Below are 20863 nucleotides of genomic sequence, written 5' to 3' on the forward strand. Positions count from 1 at the left end.
TTGTATTGTAATTTTCTGTCTTACTACAATACTTCGACACCCTAAGTAATATTCCTCTATTTAATTGAATTTTTTACTAGTTCCCAATATTCCGCTGACTTTGTTCTGCGATAAAATTTATAATAGGGCTCATTTGGGCGAGCATGCTCCTTATAAAGATTTATCAGGTGCAGTAAAAAATCTTCAATTTGTGTGACGTCTACCCTCTTAGCGAATAACGTGCCTGCCTGTGCCTTTGCTCCCATTGGTACTGCCCCTAAATAGACATCAAAGCTTTCTTGTTGGTAAACGAGTCCAATATCATCATAGACTGCATTGTAGCAAGCTGATGCACAGCCATTAATATTGACACGCACTCTTGCAGGTACCTTCATCCCCTCTATGGCATGATAGAGCTGTTCGGTTATCGGAGCAGCCTCCATTTTCTCCCCATCACAAAAATCGCAGGCCTTCATGGCTATGATTGAACCAGAGGGAGCAACATAAAGACCTGCTTCCTGTAAGGCTTGCACCGCTTCCGTGGCATCGCACGTTGGTATGGATACGAGTATACTATAGGAAGCAGAATATTTTATCGCCCCCTTTTCGCCAGCAATTTCGGCTATTTTTTGGAATTGTGCAGGAGTATAATGCTTATTAATAATGCCAGGGCTAACGGCTAGACGGGTAAACTCACCATGACGGTTCAGTGTTTCAAATGTTTGATCTGGTACATTTTTTTGAAATGCGTTCATTTTTATCGCTCCTTATAAAAAAGGAGCTAGCAAAAACGCTAGCTCGAATGGATTAAAAGTTTTCAGGATAGAAGCCCTTTGCTAAAATTTCAATGGCCTCTGCCGCACGAACCCCTTCAGACGCTGCTGAAAGTGGCAGGATGACAAAGCGCTCATTTTTGACCGCTTCCATCTCCTTTAAGGCTGGATCATTTTTTAAGAATTGGATCTTTTGGTCTGCCGTTGTTTCACCGTAATCAATCACGACAACTACCTCTGGGTTGCGGTCTACTGCATCTTCCTTCGACACAGTTGTCCAGCCTGATTCCACATCACCAAAGATATTTTGTCCACCCGCGATTGTCACAAGCTCATTCATAAAGTTTTGACCAGCTGTAAATACATCCTTTTCACCGCTATCAAACACAAGAACACGTAATTTTTCGCTATCTTTTGGTAATTTAGCTTGTACTGCCTCTACATCTTTCGTCATTTGCTCAATTAAAGCTTCGCCACGATCCTCAATACGGAAAATCTTCGCGATATTGCGAATATCAGTGAAAATATCCTCTATTGTTGGCTTTGTCATGTTGGAAGCCGTATGTAAATACGTATGGATGCCTAATTCTTCAAGCTCTTCTGGTGTGCCTACACCCTTTTCGCCAAAGCCACTTTTCCAGCCAGCATATAGGAAATCTGCCTCGGCATCGATGACTTGCTCCTTCGTTGGGTATTGATCGGAAAGAACAGGGACCTTATCGTATGCCTCTTGCAGTGGTTCATAGATTTTATCATCTAAGTAAGCTGTCCCTACCATAGAATCCTCTAAACCAAGTGCTAGCATAATTTCTGTCACATGTTGATTTAAGCTAATCGCTTTTGTTGGTGCTTCCGTATATGTTTGCGTTGTGTCATTATTTTCAATGGTTACTTCTGCTGCCGCCTCAGATGGCTCAACCTTTTCACCTTGTGCAGCTGATTCCGTTTTGTCCTTTGCGTTACAAGCCCCTAAAACAGCGACCAAGGCAATGATCATCATCAGCCATATACTTTTCCATTTCTTCATGTCCTTTTCTCCTTTGCTGTTAAAATATAGAAAGAAATCAGAGACTTCTTTACTACTAAGGTAGTTGGAAGGGCATAAAAAAACCCTCTTGTCGCCAAGAGAGTAGCATAGTGAAATAACGGTATCATTACCTTCATCACTATCCCCATCCTCGTGGTTCTTAGTCAAAAAATACATACTGGCAGGTATCCTGGCTTAGGTTCATCATCTATACGCCTTCCCATAGTTTCACTACAGTGGCATGCTGTATAGACTCCCCATTTACAGTTGCGGGACAGCATCGGAATTGCACCGATTTCCCTTTTAAGCAAATGACAAATGCCATTTGCACCAATACGTTCTATAATGGTCAATACTATTGATAGACTAGCAGAAGAAAATTTATCGCGCAATCAGTAGTATGACACTAAAAGTATAATCATCATTATATTAGCACTATTTTGACATAAAGACGAACTATTTTACAAGAAATATAGAAGCTAGTATTCTGTTACAATAAAAAGATAGCATTCTATAGAAACGAGGATTTCTTATGTACAAAACAATAGGTGTACTTGCGCACGTGGATGCAGGAAAAACGACCTTCTCTGAGCAAGTGCTTTTTCATACAAATAGTATTCAAGCACGGGGGCGAGTTGATCATCAGGATACCTTTCTTGATCATCATGAGCTAGAGCGCAGACGAGGCATTACGATATTTGCCGAGCAAGGGCGCATGAATATTGGCGATGATACATACACATTGATTGATACGCCAGGGCATGTCGATTTCTCCCCTGAGATGGAGCGTGCTATTCGTGTGATGGATTATGCCATTATTATCATTAGCGCTGTCGAAGGGATACAGGGCCATACAGAAACAGTGTGGCAACTTTTACGTCAATACCATGTCCCTACCTTCTTCTTTATCAATAAAATGGATCGTGAGGGTGCCAATATGGAGGCTGTCATCAGACAGCTTCGCAAAGATTGCTCTCAGCATGTATTGTTCATCGATGAGCCACTGCGAGCAGACTATGTATCAAATAATATTATGGAATGGCTGGCGGAGCGCGACGAAAAATTGCTTGATGCCTTTCTAAATGAGTCATTGGAGCATGAACAGTGTCTTGCTCAATTAAAGGAAATGATTAAAAATGAATGTGCCTTCCCTTGCTTTGCTGGCTCGGCCTTAAAGGATGAGGGCATTCAGGAATTTCTTGACCAGCTCCCGCTGTTAACGGCTTCCCATTTTGACAAGGATGCCCCGTTTGAGGGCGAGGTTTTTAAGATTCGTCATGATGGGCACCAGCGTTTAACCTTTATGAAGGCAACCAAGGGCTCGTTGCATGTACGAGATGAATTTTCATTTGACGAAGTAACAGAAAAAGTGACCGAAATTCGCCTTTATAACGGCAGTCGCTTTGAGACCGTTCAACAGGTAGAGGCAGGAGAAATTTTCGCTGTCAAAGGACTGAGCCAGGCAAACATTGGGGATCGAATCGGTACAACGATGCTATCACAGCCCTATGAGCTTGTCCCAACCTTACAGGCAAAGGTTCAATATGAGGGTGATCAGCATATCAAGGAAGTGCTACAGATTTTCCGTTTACTCGAAGCAGAAGAACCGTCCTTGCGTGTGGTCTGGCAGGAAAAATTTCAGGAAATCCATGTGCATATTATGGGTGCCATTCAATTGGAGGTCCTGACAGAGGTATTAATGACGCGTTTTTCATTAGCTGTCTCCTTTGGTGAGCCGCAAATTTTATACATGGAAACCATTGCGACGACCGTAACGGGCTATGGTCATTTCGAGCCCCTCAAGCATTATGCAGAAGTTCATTTATTAATGGAGCCAAATCCACGTGGAACAGGTAATACCTTCACCAATGCCTGTCATGCCGATCATTTATCTGTAGGCAATCAGCGCCTTGTTGAAAAGCATCTGTTTGAGCGTGACCATCATGGGCTACTGACAGGCTTCCCTGTAACAGATATTCATTTTACACTTCTAACAGGTCGCGGGCACAATGAACATACATCGGGGGGAGATTTCCGTGAAGCCAGTTTCCGTGCCCTGCGTCAGGGGCTGGAGCAGGCACAAAATGTCCTACTTGAACCCTATTATCGCTTTAAAATGAAAGCTTCAAATGACTTTATCGGTCGTATGATGACTGATATTCAGCAAGCAGCTGGCACGTTCGATGACCCGATTTTATCCGAAACGGATGTTATCCTAACAGGTCGTGCACCTGTTGCCACTTTAATGAGCTACAGTACAACCTTTGCCGCCTATACAAATGGGAAAGGTGCACTCACACTCCAATTTGATGGCTATGATGTGTGCCATAATACAGAGGATGTGATTGCACAGATTGGCTACGATAGAAATGCCGACCCTGAGTATAGTTCCTCTAGTATCTTTTGTGCTAAGGGCAAAGGATATTCGGTTCCATGGCAAGAAGCACAGGCAGCCATGCATTGCCTGTAGGATGGGATGAGCCTGCTCGCTTCGGGTATTTCCGCGGGTATTTCTTGCTTGGGCATCAATATATCTCTACCCTGCCATAAGATATTACAAGCCCTCCAAAAAATGGAGGGCTTGTTTTTATAGTGCACCGACAGCTTTCTTTGTTGGATTGTCCAACAAATATGCGGGTTCAACTATTACATAGTCATGCTTGTTCGTAAAATCAATTAGTACCTTACCAGGTTGACTTTTTAATAGTTGTAGATGATCAATTAATTGCAGTAAAAGCTCGTGACCGTTGCCACGTGGATGCCAGTTGAAATGATAATCATTTAACGCTTGCACCGCTTCAATAAATTGGGCATATTCCTGCTGCACAAATGCAATGAGTTTGTCATGATGAGATGCTAAATCATATAAATATGTTTCGTAAAAGCGCATGACAATCGAGCATAATAAGTCATTGACACGAGCGGCACTTAAAACAGGCTTTGGCTCCAATGATAGACGGTCGAGGTTGGGCTTTGCGCGTGTAGAATCAATGCGCGTAATTAAGTGATACGCTTCTCCGTTGACCTCATAGACAATCGGATTGGTCGGCATGTACATCATAAAACTATTCGTCTTTGTTTTTAGTTCATCTGCTATGGCTGCTTTCGCTAAAAGATGACCGTCCACATCCCCATTTTGTATCCAAATAATTTCTTTATTATATAAGATTTGCTCAAAGAAGCGATCATTGCGAATCAGCTTCGTTGCTAATAATTGATCGATCAGAGACTCGACCACCATTCTTGTTTTCGCTTTCTTGGCAACTTCTGTTCGTGGTTGCTTACAAATGTTCAGATCTTCATAAGGCGTTTCCAACGTTGTCGTTACATGAATATTTGTCATACGTGCATCCCCTTTGCGTACATATTTTCAAAACAAAAAGGACTCCCTACTTTTGAGGAAATCCTTCATTTTATCTTCTTTCATCACACAATGCCAAACAAACCCTAAGTATGTGTGAACGAGTTCGATTGTGAACCCTTTCATTTACTATGGGCGTTTGACGTACTGTGACGAACAGAGCATTCTGTTTTGTCAACATGCCACCTCCTATTCCTCGTAGGTTTATGGTGTGTACTCGTAACAGGCAGGTATCCTGACTCATGATCATCGCTTCTTTTCTCCTTCCCGTCCAAAGACAGTGGATACTGAAAAGTCGCTCACATTTACAGTTGCGGGACAGTGTCGGATTCGCACCGACTTCCCTTTTAAGCAAATTGCACGCAATTTACACCTCTTACTACACGCTATTCAGTTGTCATAGGAATGAGTATATGCACATTCCTATTAGATTACTAAAATCAATTGTAAAGTAGTGTTTTTCTAAAGTCAAATATCACAATATTTTCCAAACTACTAATAAAGTTAGAGGGGGATATAAAAAAGGTGAACTGCGTATTTTTTATCTTTCATTGACTTTATAATGAAAGATAGTGAACTTCTAATAGTGGAAGGATGAAAAATATGAAAACAAGTCAACAATTAGTAACGAGTAATTTAGAGGAAAAAATGAAACTATTTACTGGAGCCGTTTCTGGACAAATTATAGAGGAAGCTCATTTTGTCATAGCCAATACAAATATTCCAACTGATACATTTAATTTGTTAGTAGCGAAATCGCCTATAATTCATAAGGAAAATCATCTTAAACAAAGGATTAATCATTTCATTGTGAATAAACTTCCCTTCAGCACGTGGGTGGATGCCAACTATCTAAGCGATGATTGGCTACAGCTGATAAAAGACTGCAATTTACAGGAAGCTGAACGAAATATGATGATGAAGCTTGACCATACACTTCACACAGGTCCACGAATTTCCAATTATCTTACCATCACAGAAGTAAGTAACAAGGAAGAGCTTCTACAATATAAGGAAGTTTTTCTAAGTTTATTTGGAGAAACAGCAGAAAGAGATGCATTAGAAATTTACTTTCATCAATTCTCACAGGAAAAACTAGCATCAAATGCTCGCATGTTTATTGGTTGTATAAAGGAAGTACCTATCGCTACGGGATTATTAATCGACAGTAAACATAGCTATGGGATTTATGATGTGATGACAAAAGATGCGTATAGGGGCAAGGGTTATGGCAGTGAGATGTTTCAATTCCTACTCAGTCAAACAATCGATAAGCAAAAGCCCGTAGTCTTACAGGCATCAGAGGATGGAAAAAATATTTATAAACGCTTCGGGTTTAAAGAAGTCGGAGAAATGATTGTATTTGAATAAGGTCTCGGCAAGGCGCTGTTATTTACACTTGACAGTATTTTCGAGCTTACCGTAATCATGAAGCCAACTTAAAATCCGTTACACCGACCCCTTCCCGGCACGACAAAAAAGCCTCGCAAATCTGCGGGCTTTTGGTTGTGCACACGTACTATTAGCACCTTCATTACGTCCCCAAAACATACTGTGCTAAGACGCTTTGCACCTTATAAATATTTGTCGCCTTATTGAAGTTTTTTTGAATCGGTAATGGACTGCCAGACACCCATATTTTAAGCTCTGCATCTAAATCAAATGTTCCAGCTGTTTCGACTGAAAAATGAACGATATTTTTATAGGGAATGGAATGATACTCTGTTTTCTTGCCAGTCACTCCTTGCTTATCAATGAGGATCAATCGTTTATTGGTAAAAATAAACGTGTCTCTAATAATTTTATAGGCGTTCTTGACTGTCTCGTTTGGAATTAATAAATTATGGACCTCCTCCTGTAGTTTTTCTAAATTCACCTCGCTTGCATTGCCGATCAATCCATCAAATAAGCCCACTATCTGTCCCCTTTCGCTCTCGTTTATTTAATGTATTACAAAGAAGTGAGAGCTACGACAGGAAATGGTGGTATTATTTAGCCTATAGAGGGGGTGAGTGGTTGCGAATAATGATAGCTGCCTTAGTGTCTCTACTAGCCGTTGTTTTACTAGGATGTAATGAAAAACCAGATGATAAATTAGCTAAGGTCAGCATTTCTATTGGTGCTAAATTTAACAAGGTGAACACTGATTTTTTTAAAGAATATACGGATGAAGAATCACTTACACTATTCCAACAAGCCATTGCAACAACAGTCAAAAACGAGGGTGTTGTCAATATGGCTTCGCCAGAATATGATGTACAAATAGTGGACAAGGCAGGAAACAAATATCGCTATCATCTTTGGTTAGGTGATAAAGGGCAAAACAGTAGTTTGATGCATGTCGAGGATACGCATACTATCTACACAATATCTGAGGAGTTCACTGAAAAATTAGCTGCGCTAGTTCACTCATAAAAAAAACACTTCCCCTTCAAAGGAAGTGTTTTGCCAAATCAATGATCCATTGCCTGAAACAGCATTTTTGCATAGCTGTCCGTGAAGGTAAAGCCGTTATTCTCTTTGTTGCTCTCATCAACAATGGTTCCAGCCTTCATCACATAAATGCGATCGCATAAATAGGAAACAGCCTTTAAGTCATGAGAGATAAAGAGAATGGCCATTGCCCTTTCTTTATTCAAGGTCTTTAATAAATCAACGATTTCTCGTTGAATCAAGCGATCTAGGCTTGAAATAATTTCATCACATACGATTAATTGTGGCTCGACCAAAAGGGATCGTAATAAATTAACTCGCTGTTTTTCTCCGCCACTTAGCTCAGAGGGCAAGGCATGTAAGATATCTGTGGGTAGCTTGACCTTCTCCAGCATGGTCTGTAAATAGGTGTCCGTTATAGGTTGCTTATGCTGAAGCGGCTCTCTTAATAGGTCCCTTACAGTCCACATGGGATTTAAAGCGGCTGTTGCATTTTGAAAAATAATCTGGCAGCTGTCATAAAAAGCTGCGCGACGATGCTTGGTTATTGGTTGCTGTTGAAAGTATACTGCCCCTTTTTCAGGAGCTTCTAGCTGCATAATTACTTTGGCCAATGTGCTTTTGCCACTGCCACTTTCTCCTACTAAGCCGACTATTTCCCCTTTTCCTACAGTAAGATGAATATGATTTAATATTGGGCGTCCCTTTCGATAGCTTTTACAAATATTGTGAACCTGAAGTAACAAAGCCCACACCTCCTCCTAAAAATGATGCGCTACTAGCTGCCTAGTGTATGGATGCTTAGGCTGCTCAAAGATTTCTGTTACTTGCCCTCGCTCCACAATTTCTCCATTTTTCATGACGAGGATAAAATCCGCGATGGAAGCAGCTACATCTAAATCATGGGTAATTAAGAGTACGGTTGTTTCTAGCCGTGTATGAAGCCTTTTCAATTGTTGAATAAATTCCTGTTGATGCAGCATATCTAAGGAAGAGGTTGGTTCATCCGCTAATAAAACAGCTGGCGCCAGATAGAGAGCACAGGCAAGCATACAGCGTTGTAGCATCCCTCCTGAAAGCTCGAAGGGATAGCGCTCCAACACATCTGCTGGTAAATGTAAATCCTGTACAATATGCTTCATTTTAGCTAGAAATACTGCCTTTGTCTGCCCCATCCGTAAGGCAGTTAATCCATACAATTGCTGTTTCATTTTTTGCGTTGGCGAAAAGCTATTAGCAGCATCCTGAAAAATCGTAAAGAAGTGCCTTTGGCGTAGTACAGATTGATCCTGTTTTGCTAATTCCACTATATTTCTTCCATTAAAAAAGATTGAGCCTTCAACTGTTGCTTGCGCTGGAAGCATGCCTAGAATGGCAGAGAGCATGGTGCTTTTTCCACTACCGCTTTCACCTATCATCACGGTAATCTGACCTTTTGGCACCGTAAACGAGAGATCGTTCAATATAAATTTTTCGTTTATTCGAACAGTAACATGCTCTATTTTAAACATGGGTCTGTCCCCCTCTCTGCTTAAATCTACTACCAATAGCTTGCACACATAAAATCGTTACGAAAATGAACATCCCAGGAAAAAGGCCCATCCACCAAGCCCCGACAAGTAAATCATTTTGTGCCGTATAGAGCATCGTCCCCCACGATGGAATGGACGGTGGAACACCGATACCTAAAAAGCTTAAGGATACTTCCGTAAAAATAACACCAGCAAAATTAAATATCGTCACGACAAAAATGGCGGGAAGACTATTACGCAATAAATGACGAAAAAGAATCTTCCACAGCGGAGTGCGGAACATCTTCGCCATGTGGATAAACTCTAATTCCTTCAACCGGATAAATTCAGAGCGCACGATACGGGCAGTGACAAACCAGCCTGTGCACCCCATAATCATTGCCATGCGCCATACACTTCCTTGCATAATCGCTTGAAGAGCAAGCACAATCACTAAAGATGGAATTGTTAAAAATGCCTCTAGTATACGCATCATCACTGCATCAATAGCTCCACCGAAATAGCCACTTATACCGCCATAGATAATGCCAATTATGCTGGATAGAACAACCGATAACGTAGCGATAAAAAGGGTCACTCTACCACCAACGAGTAGGCGGGAAAGAACATCTCTACCTAGCTGATCTGTGCCAAGGAGGTGTGTTCCATTAGGTGCTTCATAAATATGATTCATATCCATCGCGTTTGGCTCAAAAGGCACTAACCATGAGGAAAATAGGGTGAAGCCTACTAAAAGACCAAGAATCACTAGCCAAAAGATGAGCATTTTTTGCTCTTTTCTCATACGATTCCCCCTCTTCTTAAGCGGGGATTGAGACAAATCATGAGGACATCAATCACAAATAAACAGATAACGACTACTACGCCAGTGATTAAAATGGCACCCATCAGCACTGGAAAGTCCTTTACCATCACTGCTTTCACTAAAAGCTGACCTAAGCCTGACCAGCCAAATAATGTTTCAACCACGATGGATCCTCCAAAAAATGATGGGATGGTCACACCGACATAATTGATATATGGAATAATGGCATTGCGTAAAATCATCTTACGAATAGCTCGCTCTGGTACTCCGTTGGCACGTGCCACCTCTACATAATAACGATGCTTCTCTGCCTTCACATTTTCCTGTAAAAAACGTGCGAATACCCCGACATGTGCCAGTACAAGGACCGATAAAGGAAGAACCATATGGTATAGTCGGTCCACAAGGCCGCCATCCCCTCGTACATCCTTCATCCCCGATGAAGGAAACCAGCCTAGTTGTACAGAGAACACCATGATGAATAAAATGCCAAAATGGAGGAATGGCTGAGCTAGCAATACTTACAAAGGAAAGTCCGCGATCTAATAACGAACCCTCCTTCATGCCTGCCTGTAAGCCGAGCCATGTTGAGGCAATGGCTACGATGCCTAAAGTTCCAACAACGAGCTGTAATGTATTTGGTAAACGTTCTTGTATAATTGTCGCTACTGGTCTGCCTTCTTTTGCCGAGTAGCCTAAATTTCCTTGCATCGCTTCACGGAGCCACACACCATATTGATAGAGTATCGGTTGATCCAGACCAAAAGCTGTTTCAATGCGTTCTTTCTCCGCTGTCGATAACGTTTGGGCATTGCCACCATAATACGCTGCAGCTGGATTACCAGGAGCCGCATGCATCAGGAAAAAAGAGAGGAAGCTCACGATAATGAGGACAATTGTCCCCATTATCACGCGCTTCCCGATCCATTTAGCGATCATGCCATTTCCACTCCTCGACATTCCAGAGGAAGCCTGCCCCATGATGACCTAAAATGCGCTCTTTGACGCCACTAATCTGCTGATTAATACCATACACAGCATCCACATAGGCAAAGTAGGCGAATGGTGGATTTTGTGCTAGCTCCTCCTGTAATGCCCCATAGACTTCCTTACGTTTTTCAGGATCAACGGTTGTACGCCCCTCCTCTAGCAATGCATCCACTTTCGGATTGTTATAGCTACCGTAATTGTAGCCAGCACTTGTGAGACTGGATTCACCAGAATGGAAGAGACTATACGTATGATGGTCAGCATCATACGGGCTTCCCCAGCCAACCATAAAGGCTTCTGTTTCTTCAATGACAATATTGCTCCAATCGAGTGCAGCTACTTGCACATCTGCCCCAATTTCTTTATAGCCTTCTGCCACATAATTAGCCATGTTCACACGCACTGTGTCAGTAATAGGTGCCGTAATAGTAAATGCTAATTTTTGATCATTCTTATAGCGGAAACCATCCTCAGCTAGTTGCCAGCCCGCTTGGTCAAGTAGCTCGTTTGCTTTATCAAGGTCATATTTATAATGCTCAATGTTGGCGTTTACAAAGGCATGCTTTTGTAGCGGTGAGTATGCTTCTGTACCGTATCCATGTAAAATGCCTTTGACAATACCTGCACGATCTGTCCCATAGCTAATGGCCTTGCGAACAGCAACGTCTTGCCAAATAGGATACTTCATATTAAAGAGAACACCGCGATAATCTGCTGATTCCACCTCGTATAGCTTTAAATGCTCAACCTTCGATAGCTCCTCTACCTGATTCGGGTCTAGTAACGCTATATCGACCTCACCCGATTTTAGCTGGAGCGCACGCACATTACTATCGGGGATAAATTTAAAAATTACTTTCTCGATAGAAGCTTTTGTGCCAAAGAAAGATGGATATGCCTTTAGTGTCAGGCTTGTCCCTTTGTCCCATTGTTCAAACATATACGGACCCGCACCGATTGGCTGCTGGTTAAATGTAGCGGTTCTCATCTCTTGCCCCTCAAAGGCATGCTTTGGTAAAATTGGCACCGTTAATTTGTCTAATAGCGGTGTAAATGGCTCGTCTAATTGGATAGTCATCGTCATGTCATTGACCTTTTCCATTGACGCAACATGGCTAAAATCAGACTTTAAATAAGAACCGTTTGCATCATCCAAAATACTGTTAATGGTAAACATAATATCGTCCACCGTTAATGGGTGCCCATCATGGAAGGTTACATCCCTGTGAATCGAAATGGTATAAGTCATCTGGTCATCTGATATTTTAATACTTTGAGCAATATCATTGATGGGTACATTATGCTCATCAAAGCGCATCAGACCTCTAAATAAAAAGGCATCTAAATTGGTTTCCTCCAAAAGAGGATTTAAGCCTGCAAACTCAGACTCTGAGGCAAAAACAAGCTCATTTGCCTGGGCAGATGATGTAGCTGTCGGTTGTTTCTCTCCTCCTTGATTAGACGAGCAGCCCACAAAAACTACCGCTAGCACCATCAAAAGTATCAATACGGAAAACTTTTTCAATTTACTATCTCCTTTATCACAACAGAAATTACAGCAATGCTGCGATGTACTCGAACATGCGGTTTATTTCTTTGTGAAGTGTTCGTTGCTCCTTGGCAAGCCATCTACAATGAATGGCTTGATCTGTCAATTTTGTCACACTCGCCTGAAGGGACTTTTCCTGTTGGATTTGATCCTGTAAATCCCTTATTTGAAGTTTGTTAACCGATGGAGAGACAATCCACAAAGAACCAATATAGCGTGCCTTTTCAAGCAAGCCGATTTTGGCAAAATTCATCTCCTGCGGCTTAAACTGCAACGAGTCATAAGCTATCAAAGTATCCTCTACATAGATCTTGTATTTGGATTGGAATGTTTGATAGTCAAAGATTTCTCCTCGCATTTCTCTACCTGGAGCAACAATTTCTCCCCAGATCAATGTCGAGCTTTCCTTCATACGAATGGTTGTATGTACCTGAAATTTTGCTCGTTCAAATGGAATCGTCACTTCAGGGAGCCATTCTAATCTCGCCTGCTCTGCAAGTTCCACCGTTATAGCTTGTGTACAAAACTCACCATTGTGGGAAGGGTAAATTTTTAATGCTGATTGTTGCTTTAGCTTCACCTGACTATCTGGCGCTAGTGTAACCGTAATTTCATTGCGATCTCCCGCAACCATGCCCCCTGAGGATTCCATGATAAAAACGGTGGCTGCTGGATGATTGCCTTCGTATAGTTCACGACTGGCCTTTAATGGGGGTTGCTGGTACACATGAACCAGTCGTGTATAGCCCCGTCTCGGTTCAAAGGCCATCTCTAATTTGCCAAAATGATTAACTTTGCTAGGGTTAAACATCTTCTTCAACTGCTTCGGCACCTTCAAGTAACAAATGGTGCTGAATCCATTCAACCACCTTATCAACATTTGTTTGGGAGCGAACATCCGCAAAAATATATGGACGTCCACTACGCATTTTTTTCACGTCCTGATCCATGAGCTCCAGATCAACCCCAACATGAGGAGCTAGCGAAGTTTTATTAATTAGCAATAAATCTGAACGTGTTAGCGCTGGACCACCCTTACGTGGGATGTCCTGTCCTTCTGCCACATCAATCACATAAATATAGCCATGCACGAGCTCAGGACTAAATGTTGCCGATAGATTATCGCCACCGCTTTCAATAAATATAATATCTAAATTAGGAAAGCGCTTATTCAAATCATCAATGGCAGCAAAATTCATGGATGCATCCTCTCGAATGGCTGTATGTGGACAACCACCTGTTTCTACTCCAATAATTCGCTCCTCTGCTAACACACCGTTTGTGATTAAATACTGCGCATCTTCTCTTGTATAAATATCGTTGGTAATGACAGCTACGTTGTAGTGTTCATGCATTACCCGTGTTAATTGATCGACTAAAGATGTTTTGCCTGATCCAACAGGCCCACCGATACCAATACGTACTGGTTTCATGTATATCCTCTCGCTTTCTATGAAATAAATAATCTCGAAAATAAAAATTCATGCTTCATGGACGCCAGTTCAATACCTAGTGCATTATTGGCTAGATCATCCATTGTTAACGTCAACACCGTTTCGGCTGCTTCCTCCACAGGGGCTAATAGCTCATGTAATGCTTGCACACCTGTATTTTGACCAAAGGGTACAGCACGGACAGCATTTTGCACTAAACCACTAATTGATGCGTACATAAAGGTCATGATTGCATGAAAAACGTTCACACCTAGTGCTTCACAATAAATCCCATAGAGAACTGCATAATGGCCTTTTACTTCTTCATGGTCAATCTTCTCTTTCCATTGCAATAAAAAAGGACTCTCCATTAGAGGGGCTACTGTTCGCATAAATTGCTTCCCTACATTGACACTAGCATCTCTAGATTCTTTCGCTAGCTTCATTGCCCCACAAAGTTGGTCGAGCTCAATAAGATGAGCAACATCTCGTCTTTTAGCTGCATGGAATGCCTCTTGTATAAGAATTGCATCACCGTAAACTACATTGTGAAATAAATAGACCTGACAAAACTCAACTAATTGTTCCTTTGTGCGAATGATATCTTCCTGAATATACGTTTCCATACCATAGGAATGTGTATAGGAACCGATTGGAAATGCGGAGTCATGAATTTGCAATAATTGTAATAAGGATAAATTAGTGAGCGTGTCCACGGTATTTGAACGGTTGCTTAAAGCGTCGTTCAGTTGTTTCATAGTGCACCCCAATTTCATCTAATAATGGATTAATCGTATGATCTGCTCGTACGATGATTTCATTGTTTGCAATCAAGCTAGGAGTATGACGGTTGCCCAATTCAAAGGCAGCTTTCCCCATTTCATACATATCTTTTGGTGTAATGACGATAACTGGCTCCAATTTTGTACGAATTGCAATTCGTCGTTGCTCATCCTCGAATAATAGGCACCATATTGTAGAGGCTCTTCACCCTCTATACGTAAAGCGATATCTGTTCCTTGATCCGTTGCTGTGCGAAGAATGCGTTTGCTTAATTCCTCCCACTCTAGCTCAATCCATTCCGTTGCCTTTTGTGGATGTTCTTCTTCATTCGCTATATTGCCAATAATTTTTTCTATTAACATATGGTTTAGCTCCTCTTTTTCTTTGTATTCGCTGTTACACTCATATCATGTGCTTAGAATAAGAAATAGCGTTGTGCCATTGGAAGTACATCCACTGGCTCACATGTTGCTAGCTCCCCATCAATTTTCACTTCATAGGTTTCTGGATTAACATCAATCTGCGGAGTGGCATTATTAAGCTTCATGTCAGCTTTACGAATATTTCGGCAATTTGAAACCGTGCCAATCATTCGTTTTAGGCCTAATTTTTCTGGCAAGCCTTCTTCCACAGCAATTTTCGGTAAAAATGTCATGCCGCAATGCTGCGGCCCTTGACCGTAGAAGCCATATGTTCGACGGCCTTTCATTGGCTGTGGTGTAGGAATGGAAGCATTTGGATCACCTGTTATGCCATACACAGCAATACCAGCCTTAATGACAACTTCCGCCTTCACCCCAAAGAACGCTGGGTCCCATAAGACAATATCCGCTAATTTACCTTCTTCCAGCGAGCCTACTTCATGGCTTATGCCATGGGCAATAGCTGGGTTAATATTTAGTTTTGCTATATAACGCTTAACGCGATAATTATCGTGATCCTTGCCTTCATCCTGTGGTAATGGACCACGCTGTTTTTTCATTTTGTCTGCTGTTTGGAACGTTCGGATTGTGACCTCACCAACACGTCCCATCGCTTGTGAATCGGAAGACATGATGCTCAAAATCCCTAAATCCTGCATAATATCTTCTGCTGCAATTGTTTCTGGGCGTATGCGTGAATCTGCAAATGCCACATCCTCTGGTACATCATGCTTTAGATGGTGACAAACCATCAGCATATCTAAATGCTCATCAATCGTGTTTGTCGTAAACGGTTTCGTAGGATTCGTCGATGCTGGCAAAATATTAGGTAAGGATGCCATCACTAATTGGTCTGGAGCATGACCGCCACCCGCACCTTCCGTATGGAAAATATGAATGACACGGCCATCAATCGCATTGATTGTATCTTCTACAAACCCTGCTTCATTCAATGTATCGGAGTGGAGGGCAACTTGAATATCATATTCATCTGCCACCGATAGACTTTGATCGAGTGCAGCTGGTGTGGCACCCCAGTCCTCATGTATTTTCAACCCGATCGCACCTGCACGAACCTGCTCGATAATAGGCGCAGGATCAGATGCACTACCCTTTCCAAGCAAACCAACATTGATGGGGAATCCCTCTACAGCCTGTAGCATGCGATGCAGATGCCATTCACCAGCCGTTAAGCTTGTCGCTTTTGAGCCTGCTGCTGGACCTGTTCCACCGCCTATAAATGTCGTTGTCCCTGCTAATAATGCTGTTTCCACCTGATCAGGGCTGATGAAATGGATATGCGTGTCGATTGCTCCTGCTGTTGCAATAAGCCCTTCGCCTGCATAAACCTCTGTTCCCACACCTATGATCATATCCTGGTCCACACCATCCATACTGTTCGGATTGCCTGCTTTCCCTATACCGATAATACGACCATCTTTGATACCGATATCTGCTTTTACAATCCCTGTATAGTCGATAATCATAACATTGGTAATAACTGTATCCAGCACACCTTCATTGCGTGTATTTTTACCATTTTGCCCCATTGAGACACGTAGTGATTTACCACCACCAAAGACCCCCTCATCACCGTATGAAGTATAGTCCTTCTCAATTTCAATCCATAAATCCGTATCGGCTAAACGGACTTTATCACCCACAGTGGGGCCAAACATTTTCGCGTAAGCTTCATGTGTTACCTTCATTTTTCTTCCGCTCCTTTAAAGCCACCTTCAATTGCCTTGTCCAAAATTTCGTCCTTATGGTGGGTAGAGCCCTCTGTTAACATATTTAAGCCAAAGACATGTTGTTTACCACCAAATTCGACAAGCTCCACCTCTTTTTCTTCCCCAGGTTCAAAACGCACGGCTGTACCTGATGGAATATTGAGGTGCATACCAATCGCATCTTGTCGATTAAACGCTAGAAATCTATTAACCTCAATAAAATGAAAATGGGAACCTACTTGTATCGGACGGTCACCTGTATTCGCCACCAATACCTTTTTCGTTGCTCGTCCCACATTGATTTCAATCACTCCGTTTTTCGGTCGAATTTCTCCAGGAATCATCCACAAACACTCCTTTTACTGAATTGGACGGTGAACTGTGACCAGTTTCGTCCCATCTGGGAATGTACATTCAACCTGCACATCTGAAATCATGTCCCCGACACCTTCCATCACATCTTCCGCTGTCAGTACATGCTTGGCATCACTCATAAGCTGTGCTACCGTTTTACCATCTCGAGCACCTTCCATAATAAAACTGCTAATTAGAGCGACAGCTTCTGGATAATTCAGCTTTAAGCCCCGAGCTTTTCTTTTCAGCGCAAGTTCTCCTGCCACATGGAGGAGTAATTTTTCTTGTTCAACTGGTGATAGCTTCAATCCAATCTCTCTCTTTCTTTTATTCAGAATTATCTTTCAATAATATTTTTTCGAGGCATGACTTCCTTTCAATTTTTTGTAATGGTCTTACGATTCAGTTTTAGTTACATTTAGTTGTTGTCTTACAAATTATAATTTCGCAAGGGATATGCGAAGAGAAATAGAAATGACTTGTTGACCCGGCGAGTGCGGGTTGCAATAGTTGAAGTGAGTAATAGAGGTAACAGCTAGTCCATTATAAGAAACTCGATTAGAAAATTCAACATTTTTATTTATCTGTTAATTTACAAGTTTACGAAATAAATAATAAAAAAAGAGGCATATTTTACAGAAAATTTGTCGTCTGTAAAAAAGCCTCTTCTCGAATGTGTGACAGGAAGATAAAAATTATACTAAAAAACTTATAAAATTATTAATATGTGATAGTTATTTCAGGGCTAAAAAATCTTGAAAATATCAATTTCTTACCTAGACATGAAATTGATTTGTTAACTTTTGTAAGTTATCCGCTTGGACACTTAAATCCTGTGTGACATGATTAACTGCTTGCATTGAGGCTGTTTGCTCATCCATTGAATGTAAAACAGCTTCTGTATAATTCGATAGCTTGCCCATGCCAGCTGCGATGGTTGTCACAGTGGATGCCACTTCATTGGCGCTACTTGAAAGCTGCTCAGCTGTCGTCGAAATATCCTCTAGCTGACTTGTCATCTGACTAACATGCTGTGAAATTGTGCCAAATGATTTTGTCGCTTCGTCAATTACATACACTCCTTGTTGAACATTTTTCAAATCATCTTCTACTGATGAGGCTACTTGTTTTGTATCACTTTCTATTCCTACAACTAAATCCACAATTTGCGTAGCAGAGTGCTTTGATTGTTCTGCTAATTGACGCACTTCTTCAGCTACAACGGCGAAGCCTTTACCATGCTCCCCAGCGCGTGCTGCTTCTATGGCCGCATTTAATGCTAGTAGATTTGTTTGATCTGTAATGGTAGTAATCATATCTGTCATTGATTTAATATCTGACATTTTAAGGGATAATTGCTGCATCAATCCACTTGTTTTTTCTGTTGAAGAGGAAATAAATTGCATTTGCTCTTTTGCCACATGTAAAATATTTGCACCATTTCCTGCTATCTCGCTAGCATCTTTTGCATGCACAAACACATCTTGTGTGGCTACTGTAATTCGCTCAATGCCATCAACGGTTTCTTGCATAGATTTAGCACTATCATTAGCCGATTGTGCTGCTTGCTTCAAGCCCTCTGACGTCTTCTCCATTTGTTGATCTACTTCTTCCACAGCAAGCGTAATTTCATTCGTACTCGCAGATAATTCCTCGATGCTTGCTGATAAATCTGTAGAGCTGTGCGCAATTTTTTGTGTCATTGTTCGTAATTGTTCCTGCATCTCTAAAAAGGATTGTGCTAGTTGAGAAATTTCACCATTATCACGAACCTCAATGACAACGGTATCTAATTGACCTGCCGTAATTCCTTGTGCAGCCTCTGTGATTTGTTTGATAGGCTGTATCACTTTGTAATGGACATACACTGTGTAAGATAGTGTAATAGCAATTCCTACAATCGTTAACACGGTAGAAAACCAATCCAATGTCGTTACATTGGCTAAATCGATAAATAAAATAACGATCATTAAAACATTTAAAACGGAAAAGCCAAGTAAACTCTTTTTTCGTAAACTCATTACAAATTCCCCCAACTAAAATATGTCTTCCATACCATTATTATAGTTGAATAATCCTAAAATACATAAGGATACGCTCTATTTTATATGAGAAAAGGTCTACAAAAAAAGACTATAGACAGCCTTTTAGGGCATGTCTACAGTCCATAATTGCTCGTTTTATTTTAATTTCATGATACTAGAACCCGCAATACCTGGGTGTGTCATTTCATATGGATCTAAAATCAAGTCTAATTGTTCTTTTGTTAGGACGCCTTCTTCAATGCAAAGCTCACGAATTGAACGACCTGTTAAAATAGCTTCACGTGCTAGACGAGCAGCTACTTCATAACCGATGTGAGGGTTAACTGCTGTTAGCACGCCTACACTTTTTTCTACATATTCTTTCATGCGCTCTTCATTTGCTTCAATATCTTTTAAGCAGTTTTCTGTAAACGCACGGAATACATTATTCATAATGCTAATCGATTGGATTAGGTTGAACACTAATACAGGCTCCATTACGTTTAATTCTAATTGACCAGCTTCCGATGCTAGAGAAATTGTATGGTCATTCCCAATTACTTGGAAGGCTACTTGATTCAGCACCTCAGGCATAACTGGGTTAACTTTACCTGGCATAATTGAAGAACCTGGTTGACGAGCTGGTAACAGGATTTCTCCTAAGCCTGCGCGAGGACCAGAAGCCATTAAACGCAAGTCATTAGCAATTTTAGACATATTAATCATACAGATTTTTAAAGCGCCTGATACTTCTGTGTAGGCATCTGTATTTTGTGTTGCATCCACTAAATGCGTTGCACCTTTTAATGGTAAACCAGAAATTTCAGCAAGATGCTCATCAACAGATTTAATGTAGTCTGGGAAGGCATTTAAGCCTGTTCCAACAGCCGTTGCACCCATGTTCACATCATATAAATTCGGACGAGTTTGACGAATGCGTACGATGTCACGGTTGATCACGCGGCAATAAGCTTCAAACTCTTGTCCTAAGCGGATTGGCACGGCATCCTGTAAATGCGTACGTCCCATTTTAATGACATGAGCAAATTGCTCTGCTTTTTGATGGAAAACGGATTGCATATAATCCATCGTTACTAATAATTCATCTATTAAATTTAACACAGCGATATGAATAGCTGTTGGGAAAGCATCATTTGTTGATTGTGACATATTGACATGACTGTTTGGGCTTACTGTGTGATAGTCACCTTTTTCTTTCCCTAAAATTTCTAGGGCACGGTTAGCGATGACTTCATTGGCATTCATATTGATGGATGTACCTGCACCACCTTGAATTGGGTCTACAATAAATTCAGCATCCCATTTGCCATCAATCACTTCTTGCGCTGCTTCGACAATTGCCTCACCAATTTCTTTTGATAATAGGTGTACTTCCATATTACTTAATGCAGCTGCCTTCTTCACAATCCCCATTGCTTTAATAAGTGAAGAGTGAATTGTGTAGCCTGTAATTGGGAAGTTTTCCGTAGCACGTAGTGTTTGAATTCCGTAATACGCCTCTGCTGGTAATACGCGCTCACCTAAAAAATCTTTTTCTATTCGTTGTGTTGACATTATTGTCGTCTCCTTTTATGTAATACTCACACTTGATAGTAGCTAATAAAAGTCGTATTGTAAACAGTCATTTTTCTGTAAACGAAAAAAATC

20 protein-coding genes, 2 pseudogenes and 2 riboswitches are annotated in these 20863 nt (G+C 41.3%); of the genes and pseudogenes, 3 read left to right on the plus strand and 19 right to left on the minus strand.

Going from position 1 to position 20863, the window contains the following annotated elements; translation table 11 throughout:
- Nucleotides 1–56: 56 nt before the first annotated feature.
- Both AAJG31_RS02660 and AAJG31_RS02665 read right to left on the minus strand, forming a co-directional pair.
- Entirely contained in the window at nucleotides 57–734 is a 678-nt protein-coding gene (locus AAJG31_RS02660; RefSeq protein WP_066036835.1) for a precorrin-3B methylase, read from the minus strand.
- Nucleotides 735–786: 52 nt separating this feature from the next.
- Nucleotides 787–1779 carry an ABC transporter substrate-binding protein gene (locus tag AAJG31_RS02665; RefSeq protein ID WP_131520306.1) on the minus strand — a complete coding sequence of 331 codons (993 nt, stop codon included), beginning with the start codon at nucleotides 1777–1779 and terminating at the stop codon, nucleotides 787–789.
- 162 nt (nucleotides 1780–1941) lie between these two features.
- A riboswitch (cobalamin riboswitch) is annotated at nucleotides 1942–2129 on the minus strand.
- Nucleotides 2130–2311: 182 nt separating this feature from the next.
- Between AAJG31_RS02665 and AAJG31_RS02670 the strand changes: the two genes are divergently transcribed.
- Nucleotides 2312–4249 (plus strand): TetM/TetW/TetO/TetS family tetracycline resistance ribosomal protection protein, encoded by a 1938-nt coding sequence (locus AAJG31_RS02670; RefSeq protein WP_279494889.1) that lies wholly within the window; start codon nucleotides 2312–2314, stop codon nucleotides 4247–4249.
- Nucleotides 4250–4366: 117 nt separating this feature from the next.
- Here AAJG31_RS02670 and AAJG31_RS02675 read toward each other — a convergent pair whose 3' ends face one another.
- A complete protein-coding gene (locus AAJG31_RS02675; RefSeq protein WP_048395717.1) occupies nucleotides 4367–5122 on the minus strand; it encodes a hypothetical protein in 756 nt (251 codons plus the stop codon).
- Nucleotides 5123–5347: 225 nt separating this feature from the next.
- Nucleotides 5348–5532: riboswitch (cobalamin riboswitch) on the minus strand.
- A 211-nt stretch (nucleotides 5533–5743) separates the two neighbouring features.
- Between AAJG31_RS02675 and AAJG31_RS02680 the strand changes: the two genes are divergently transcribed.
- Nucleotides 5744–6511: a GNAT family N-acetyltransferase gene (locus AAJG31_RS02680; protein ID WP_279494888.1), complete on the plus strand. Its 768-nt coding sequence runs from the start codon at nucleotides 5744–5746 to the stop codon at nucleotides 6509–6511.
- Nucleotides 6512–6674: 163 nt separating this feature from the next.
- On the opposite strand, the gene AAJG31_RS02685 is transcribed toward AAJG31_RS02680, so the two are convergent.
- A complete protein-coding gene (locus tag AAJG31_RS02685; protein ID WP_048395723.1) occupies nucleotides 6675–7055 on the minus strand; it encodes a PH domain-containing protein in 381 nt (126 codons plus the stop codon).
- Between the two features lie 110 nt (nucleotides 7056–7165).
- Between AAJG31_RS02685 and AAJG31_RS02690 the strand changes: the two genes are divergently transcribed.
- Nucleotides 7166–7555 carry a hypothetical protein gene (locus tag AAJG31_RS02690; protein WP_279496328.1) on the plus strand — a complete coding sequence of 130 codons (390 nt, stop codon included), beginning with the start codon at nucleotides 7166–7168 and terminating at the stop codon, nucleotides 7553–7555.
- Nucleotides 7556–7593: 38 nt separating this feature from the next.
- Here the strand turns inward: AAJG31_RS02690 and AAJG31_RS02695 are convergent, their stop codons facing one another.
- The 15 genes and pseudogenes from AAJG31_RS02695 to aspA form a co-directional block, all read right to left on the minus strand.
- On the minus strand, nucleotides 7594–8328 hold the full coding sequence (locus AAJG31_RS02695) for a dipeptide/oligopeptide/nickel ABC transporter ATP-binding protein (RefSeq protein ID WP_279494886.1): 735 nt from the start codon (nucleotides 8326–8328) through the stop codon (nucleotides 7594–7596).
- Nucleotides 8329–8334: 6 nt separating this feature from the next.
- Nucleotides 8335–9084 (minus strand): ABC transporter ATP-binding protein, encoded by a 750-nt coding sequence (locus tag AAJG31_RS02700; RefSeq protein WP_054549247.1) that lies wholly within the window; start codon nucleotides 9082–9084, stop codon nucleotides 8335–8337.
- Nucleotides 9077–9889: an ABC transporter permease gene (locus AAJG31_RS02705; protein WP_279494884.1), complete on the minus strand. Its 813-nt coding sequence runs from the start codon at nucleotides 9887–9889 to the stop codon at nucleotides 9077–9079. The genes AAJG31_RS02700 and AAJG31_RS02705 overlap by 8 nt, the downstream gene beginning before the upstream one ends.
- Entirely contained in the window at nucleotides 9886–10386 is a 501-nt protein-coding gene (locus tag AAJG31_RS02710) for an ABC transporter permease (protein ID WP_279494882.1), read from the minus strand. Before AAJG31_RS02710 ends, AAJG31_RS02705 begins: the two co-directional genes overlap by 4 nt.
- Nucleotides 10387–10594: 208 nt before the next feature.
- A pseudogene (locus AAJG31_RS02715) lies at nucleotides 10595–10891 on the minus strand (hypothetical protein); the annotation flags it as partial.
- Entirely contained in the window at nucleotides 10839–12425 is a 1587-nt protein-coding gene (locus AAJG31_RS02720; RefSeq protein ID WP_279494881.1) for an ABC transporter substrate-binding protein, read from the minus strand. The pseudogene AAJG31_RS02715 and the gene AAJG31_RS02720, both read right to left, overlap by 53 nt.
- A gap of 28 nt (nucleotides 12426–12453) precedes the next feature.
- Nucleotides 12454–13260 (minus strand): urease accessory protein UreD, encoded by an 807-nt coding sequence (locus tag AAJG31_RS02725; protein ID WP_279496326.1) that lies wholly within the window; start codon nucleotides 13258–13260, stop codon nucleotides 12454–12456.
- On the minus strand, nucleotides 13253–13882 hold the full coding sequence (ureG, locus tag AAJG31_RS02730) for an urease accessory protein UreG (protein ID WP_054549250.1): 630 nt from the start codon (nucleotides 13880–13882) through the stop codon (nucleotides 13253–13255). Before ureG ends, AAJG31_RS02725 begins: the two co-directional genes overlap by 8 nt.
- Before the next feature lie 17 nt (nucleotides 13883–13899).
- A complete protein-coding gene (locus AAJG31_RS02735) occupies nucleotides 13900–14640 on the minus strand; it encodes an urease accessory protein UreF (protein ID WP_279494879.1) in 741 nt (246 codons plus the stop codon).
- Nucleotides 14582–15027, minus strand: a pseudogene (locus tag AAJG31_RS02740) (urease accessory protein UreE). The gene AAJG31_RS02735 and the pseudogene AAJG31_RS02740 overlap by 59 nt, the downstream one beginning before the upstream one ends.
- Before the next feature lie 53 nt (nucleotides 15028–15080).
- Nucleotides 15081–16796: an urease subunit alpha gene (gene ureC, locus AAJG31_RS02745; protein WP_036080661.1), complete on the minus strand. Its 1716-nt coding sequence runs from the start codon at nucleotides 16794–16796 to the stop codon at nucleotides 15081–15083.
- Nucleotides 16793–17161 carry an urease subunit beta gene (locus tag AAJG31_RS02750; protein WP_016992588.1) on the minus strand — a complete coding sequence of 123 codons (369 nt, stop codon included), beginning with the start codon at nucleotides 17159–17161 and terminating at the stop codon, nucleotides 16793–16795. The genes ureC and AAJG31_RS02750 overlap by 4 nt, the downstream gene beginning before the upstream one ends.
- A 15-nt stretch (nucleotides 17162–17176) precedes the next feature.
- Nucleotides 17177–17479 (minus strand): urease subunit gamma, encoded by a 303-nt coding sequence (ureA, locus tag AAJG31_RS02755; RefSeq protein ID WP_036080666.1) that lies wholly within the window; start codon nucleotides 17477–17479, stop codon nucleotides 17177–17179.
- Nucleotides 17480–17947: 468 nt separating this feature from the next.
- Entirely contained in the window at nucleotides 17948–19192 is a 1245-nt protein-coding gene (locus AAJG31_RS02760) for a HAMP domain-containing methyl-accepting chemotaxis protein (RefSeq protein ID WP_048394485.1), read from the minus strand.
- Between the two features lie 159 nt (nucleotides 19193–19351).
- Nucleotides 19352–20770 carry an aspartate ammonia-lyase gene (gene aspA / locus AAJG31_RS02765; protein WP_004230240.1) on the minus strand — a complete coding sequence of 473 codons (1419 nt, stop codon included), beginning with the start codon at nucleotides 20768–20770 and terminating at the stop codon, nucleotides 19352–19354.
- Nucleotides 20771–20863: the final 93 nt, after the last annotated feature.

This window comes from Lysinibacillus sp. BS3 (assembly GCF_039614735.1).
Taxonomy (GTDB): Bacteria; Bacillota; Bacilli; order Bacillales_A; family Planococcaceae; genus Lysinibacillus; species Lysinibacillus capsici.

Bases quoted from the DNA above. Each gene is read 5' to 3' on its own strand.
- AAJG31_RS02735 (WP_279494879.1), bottom strand. From the start codon at position 14,640: ATGAAACAACTGAACGACGCTTTAAGCAACCGTTCAAATACCGTGGAC.
- AAJG31_RS02725 (WP_279496326.1), bottom strand. From the start codon at position 13,260: ATGTTTAACCCTAGCAAAGTTAATCATTTTGGCAAATTAGAGATGGCC.
- AAJG31_RS02705 (WP_279494884.1), bottom strand. From the start codon at position 9,889: ATGAGAAAAGAGCAAAAAATGCTCATCTTTTGGCTAGTGATTCTTGGT.
- AAJG31_RS02690 (WP_279496328.1), top strand. From the start codon at position 7,166: ATGATAGCTGCCTTAGTGTCTCTACTAGCCGTTGTTTTACTAGGATGT.
- AAJG31_RS02700 (WP_054549247.1), bottom strand. From the start codon at position 9,084: ATGTTTAAAATAGAGCATGTTACTGTTCGAATAAACGAAAAATTTATA.
- AAJG31_RS02750 (WP_016992588.1), bottom strand. From the start codon at position 17,161: ATGATTCCTGGAGAAATTCGACCGAAAAACGGAGTGATTGAAATCAAT.
- AAJG31_RS02710 (WP_279494882.1), bottom strand. From the start codon at position 10,386: ATGGTGTTCTCTGTACAACTAGGCTGGTTTCCTTCATCGGGGATGAAG.
- AAJG31_RS02660 (WP_066036835.1), bottom strand. From the start codon at position 734: ATGAACGCATTTCAAAAAAATGTACCAGATCAAACATTTGAAACACTG.
- ureG (WP_054549250.1), bottom strand. From the start codon at position 13,882: ATGAAACCAGTACGTATTGGTATCGGTGGGCCTGTTGGATCAGGCAAA.
- AAJG31_RS02670 (WP_279494889.1), top strand. From the start codon at position 2,312: ATGTACAAAACAATAGGTGTACTTGCGCACGTGGATGCAGGAAAAACG.
- AAJG31_RS02760 (WP_048394485.1), bottom strand. From the start codon at position 19,192: ATGAGTTTACGAAAAAAGAGTTTACTTGGCTTTTCCGTTTTAAATGTT.
- AAJG31_RS02680 (WP_279494888.1), top strand. From the start codon at position 5,744: ATGAAAACAAGTCAACAATTAGTAACGAGTAATTTAGAGGAAAAAATG.
- AAJG31_RS02675 (WP_048395717.1), bottom strand. From the start codon at position 5,122: ATGACAAATATTCATGTAACGACAACGTTGGAAACGCCTTATGAAGAT.
- ureC (WP_036080661.1), bottom strand. From the start codon at position 16,796: ATGAAGGTAACACATGAAGCTTACGCGAAAATGTTTGGCCCCACTGTG.
- aspA (WP_004230240.1), bottom strand. From the start codon at position 20,770: ATGTCAACACAACGAATAGAAAAAGATTTTTTAGGTGAGCGCGTATTA.
- AAJG31_RS02665 (WP_131520306.1), bottom strand. From the start codon at position 1,779: ATGAAGAAATGGAAAAGTATATGGCTGATGATGATCATTGCCTTGGTC.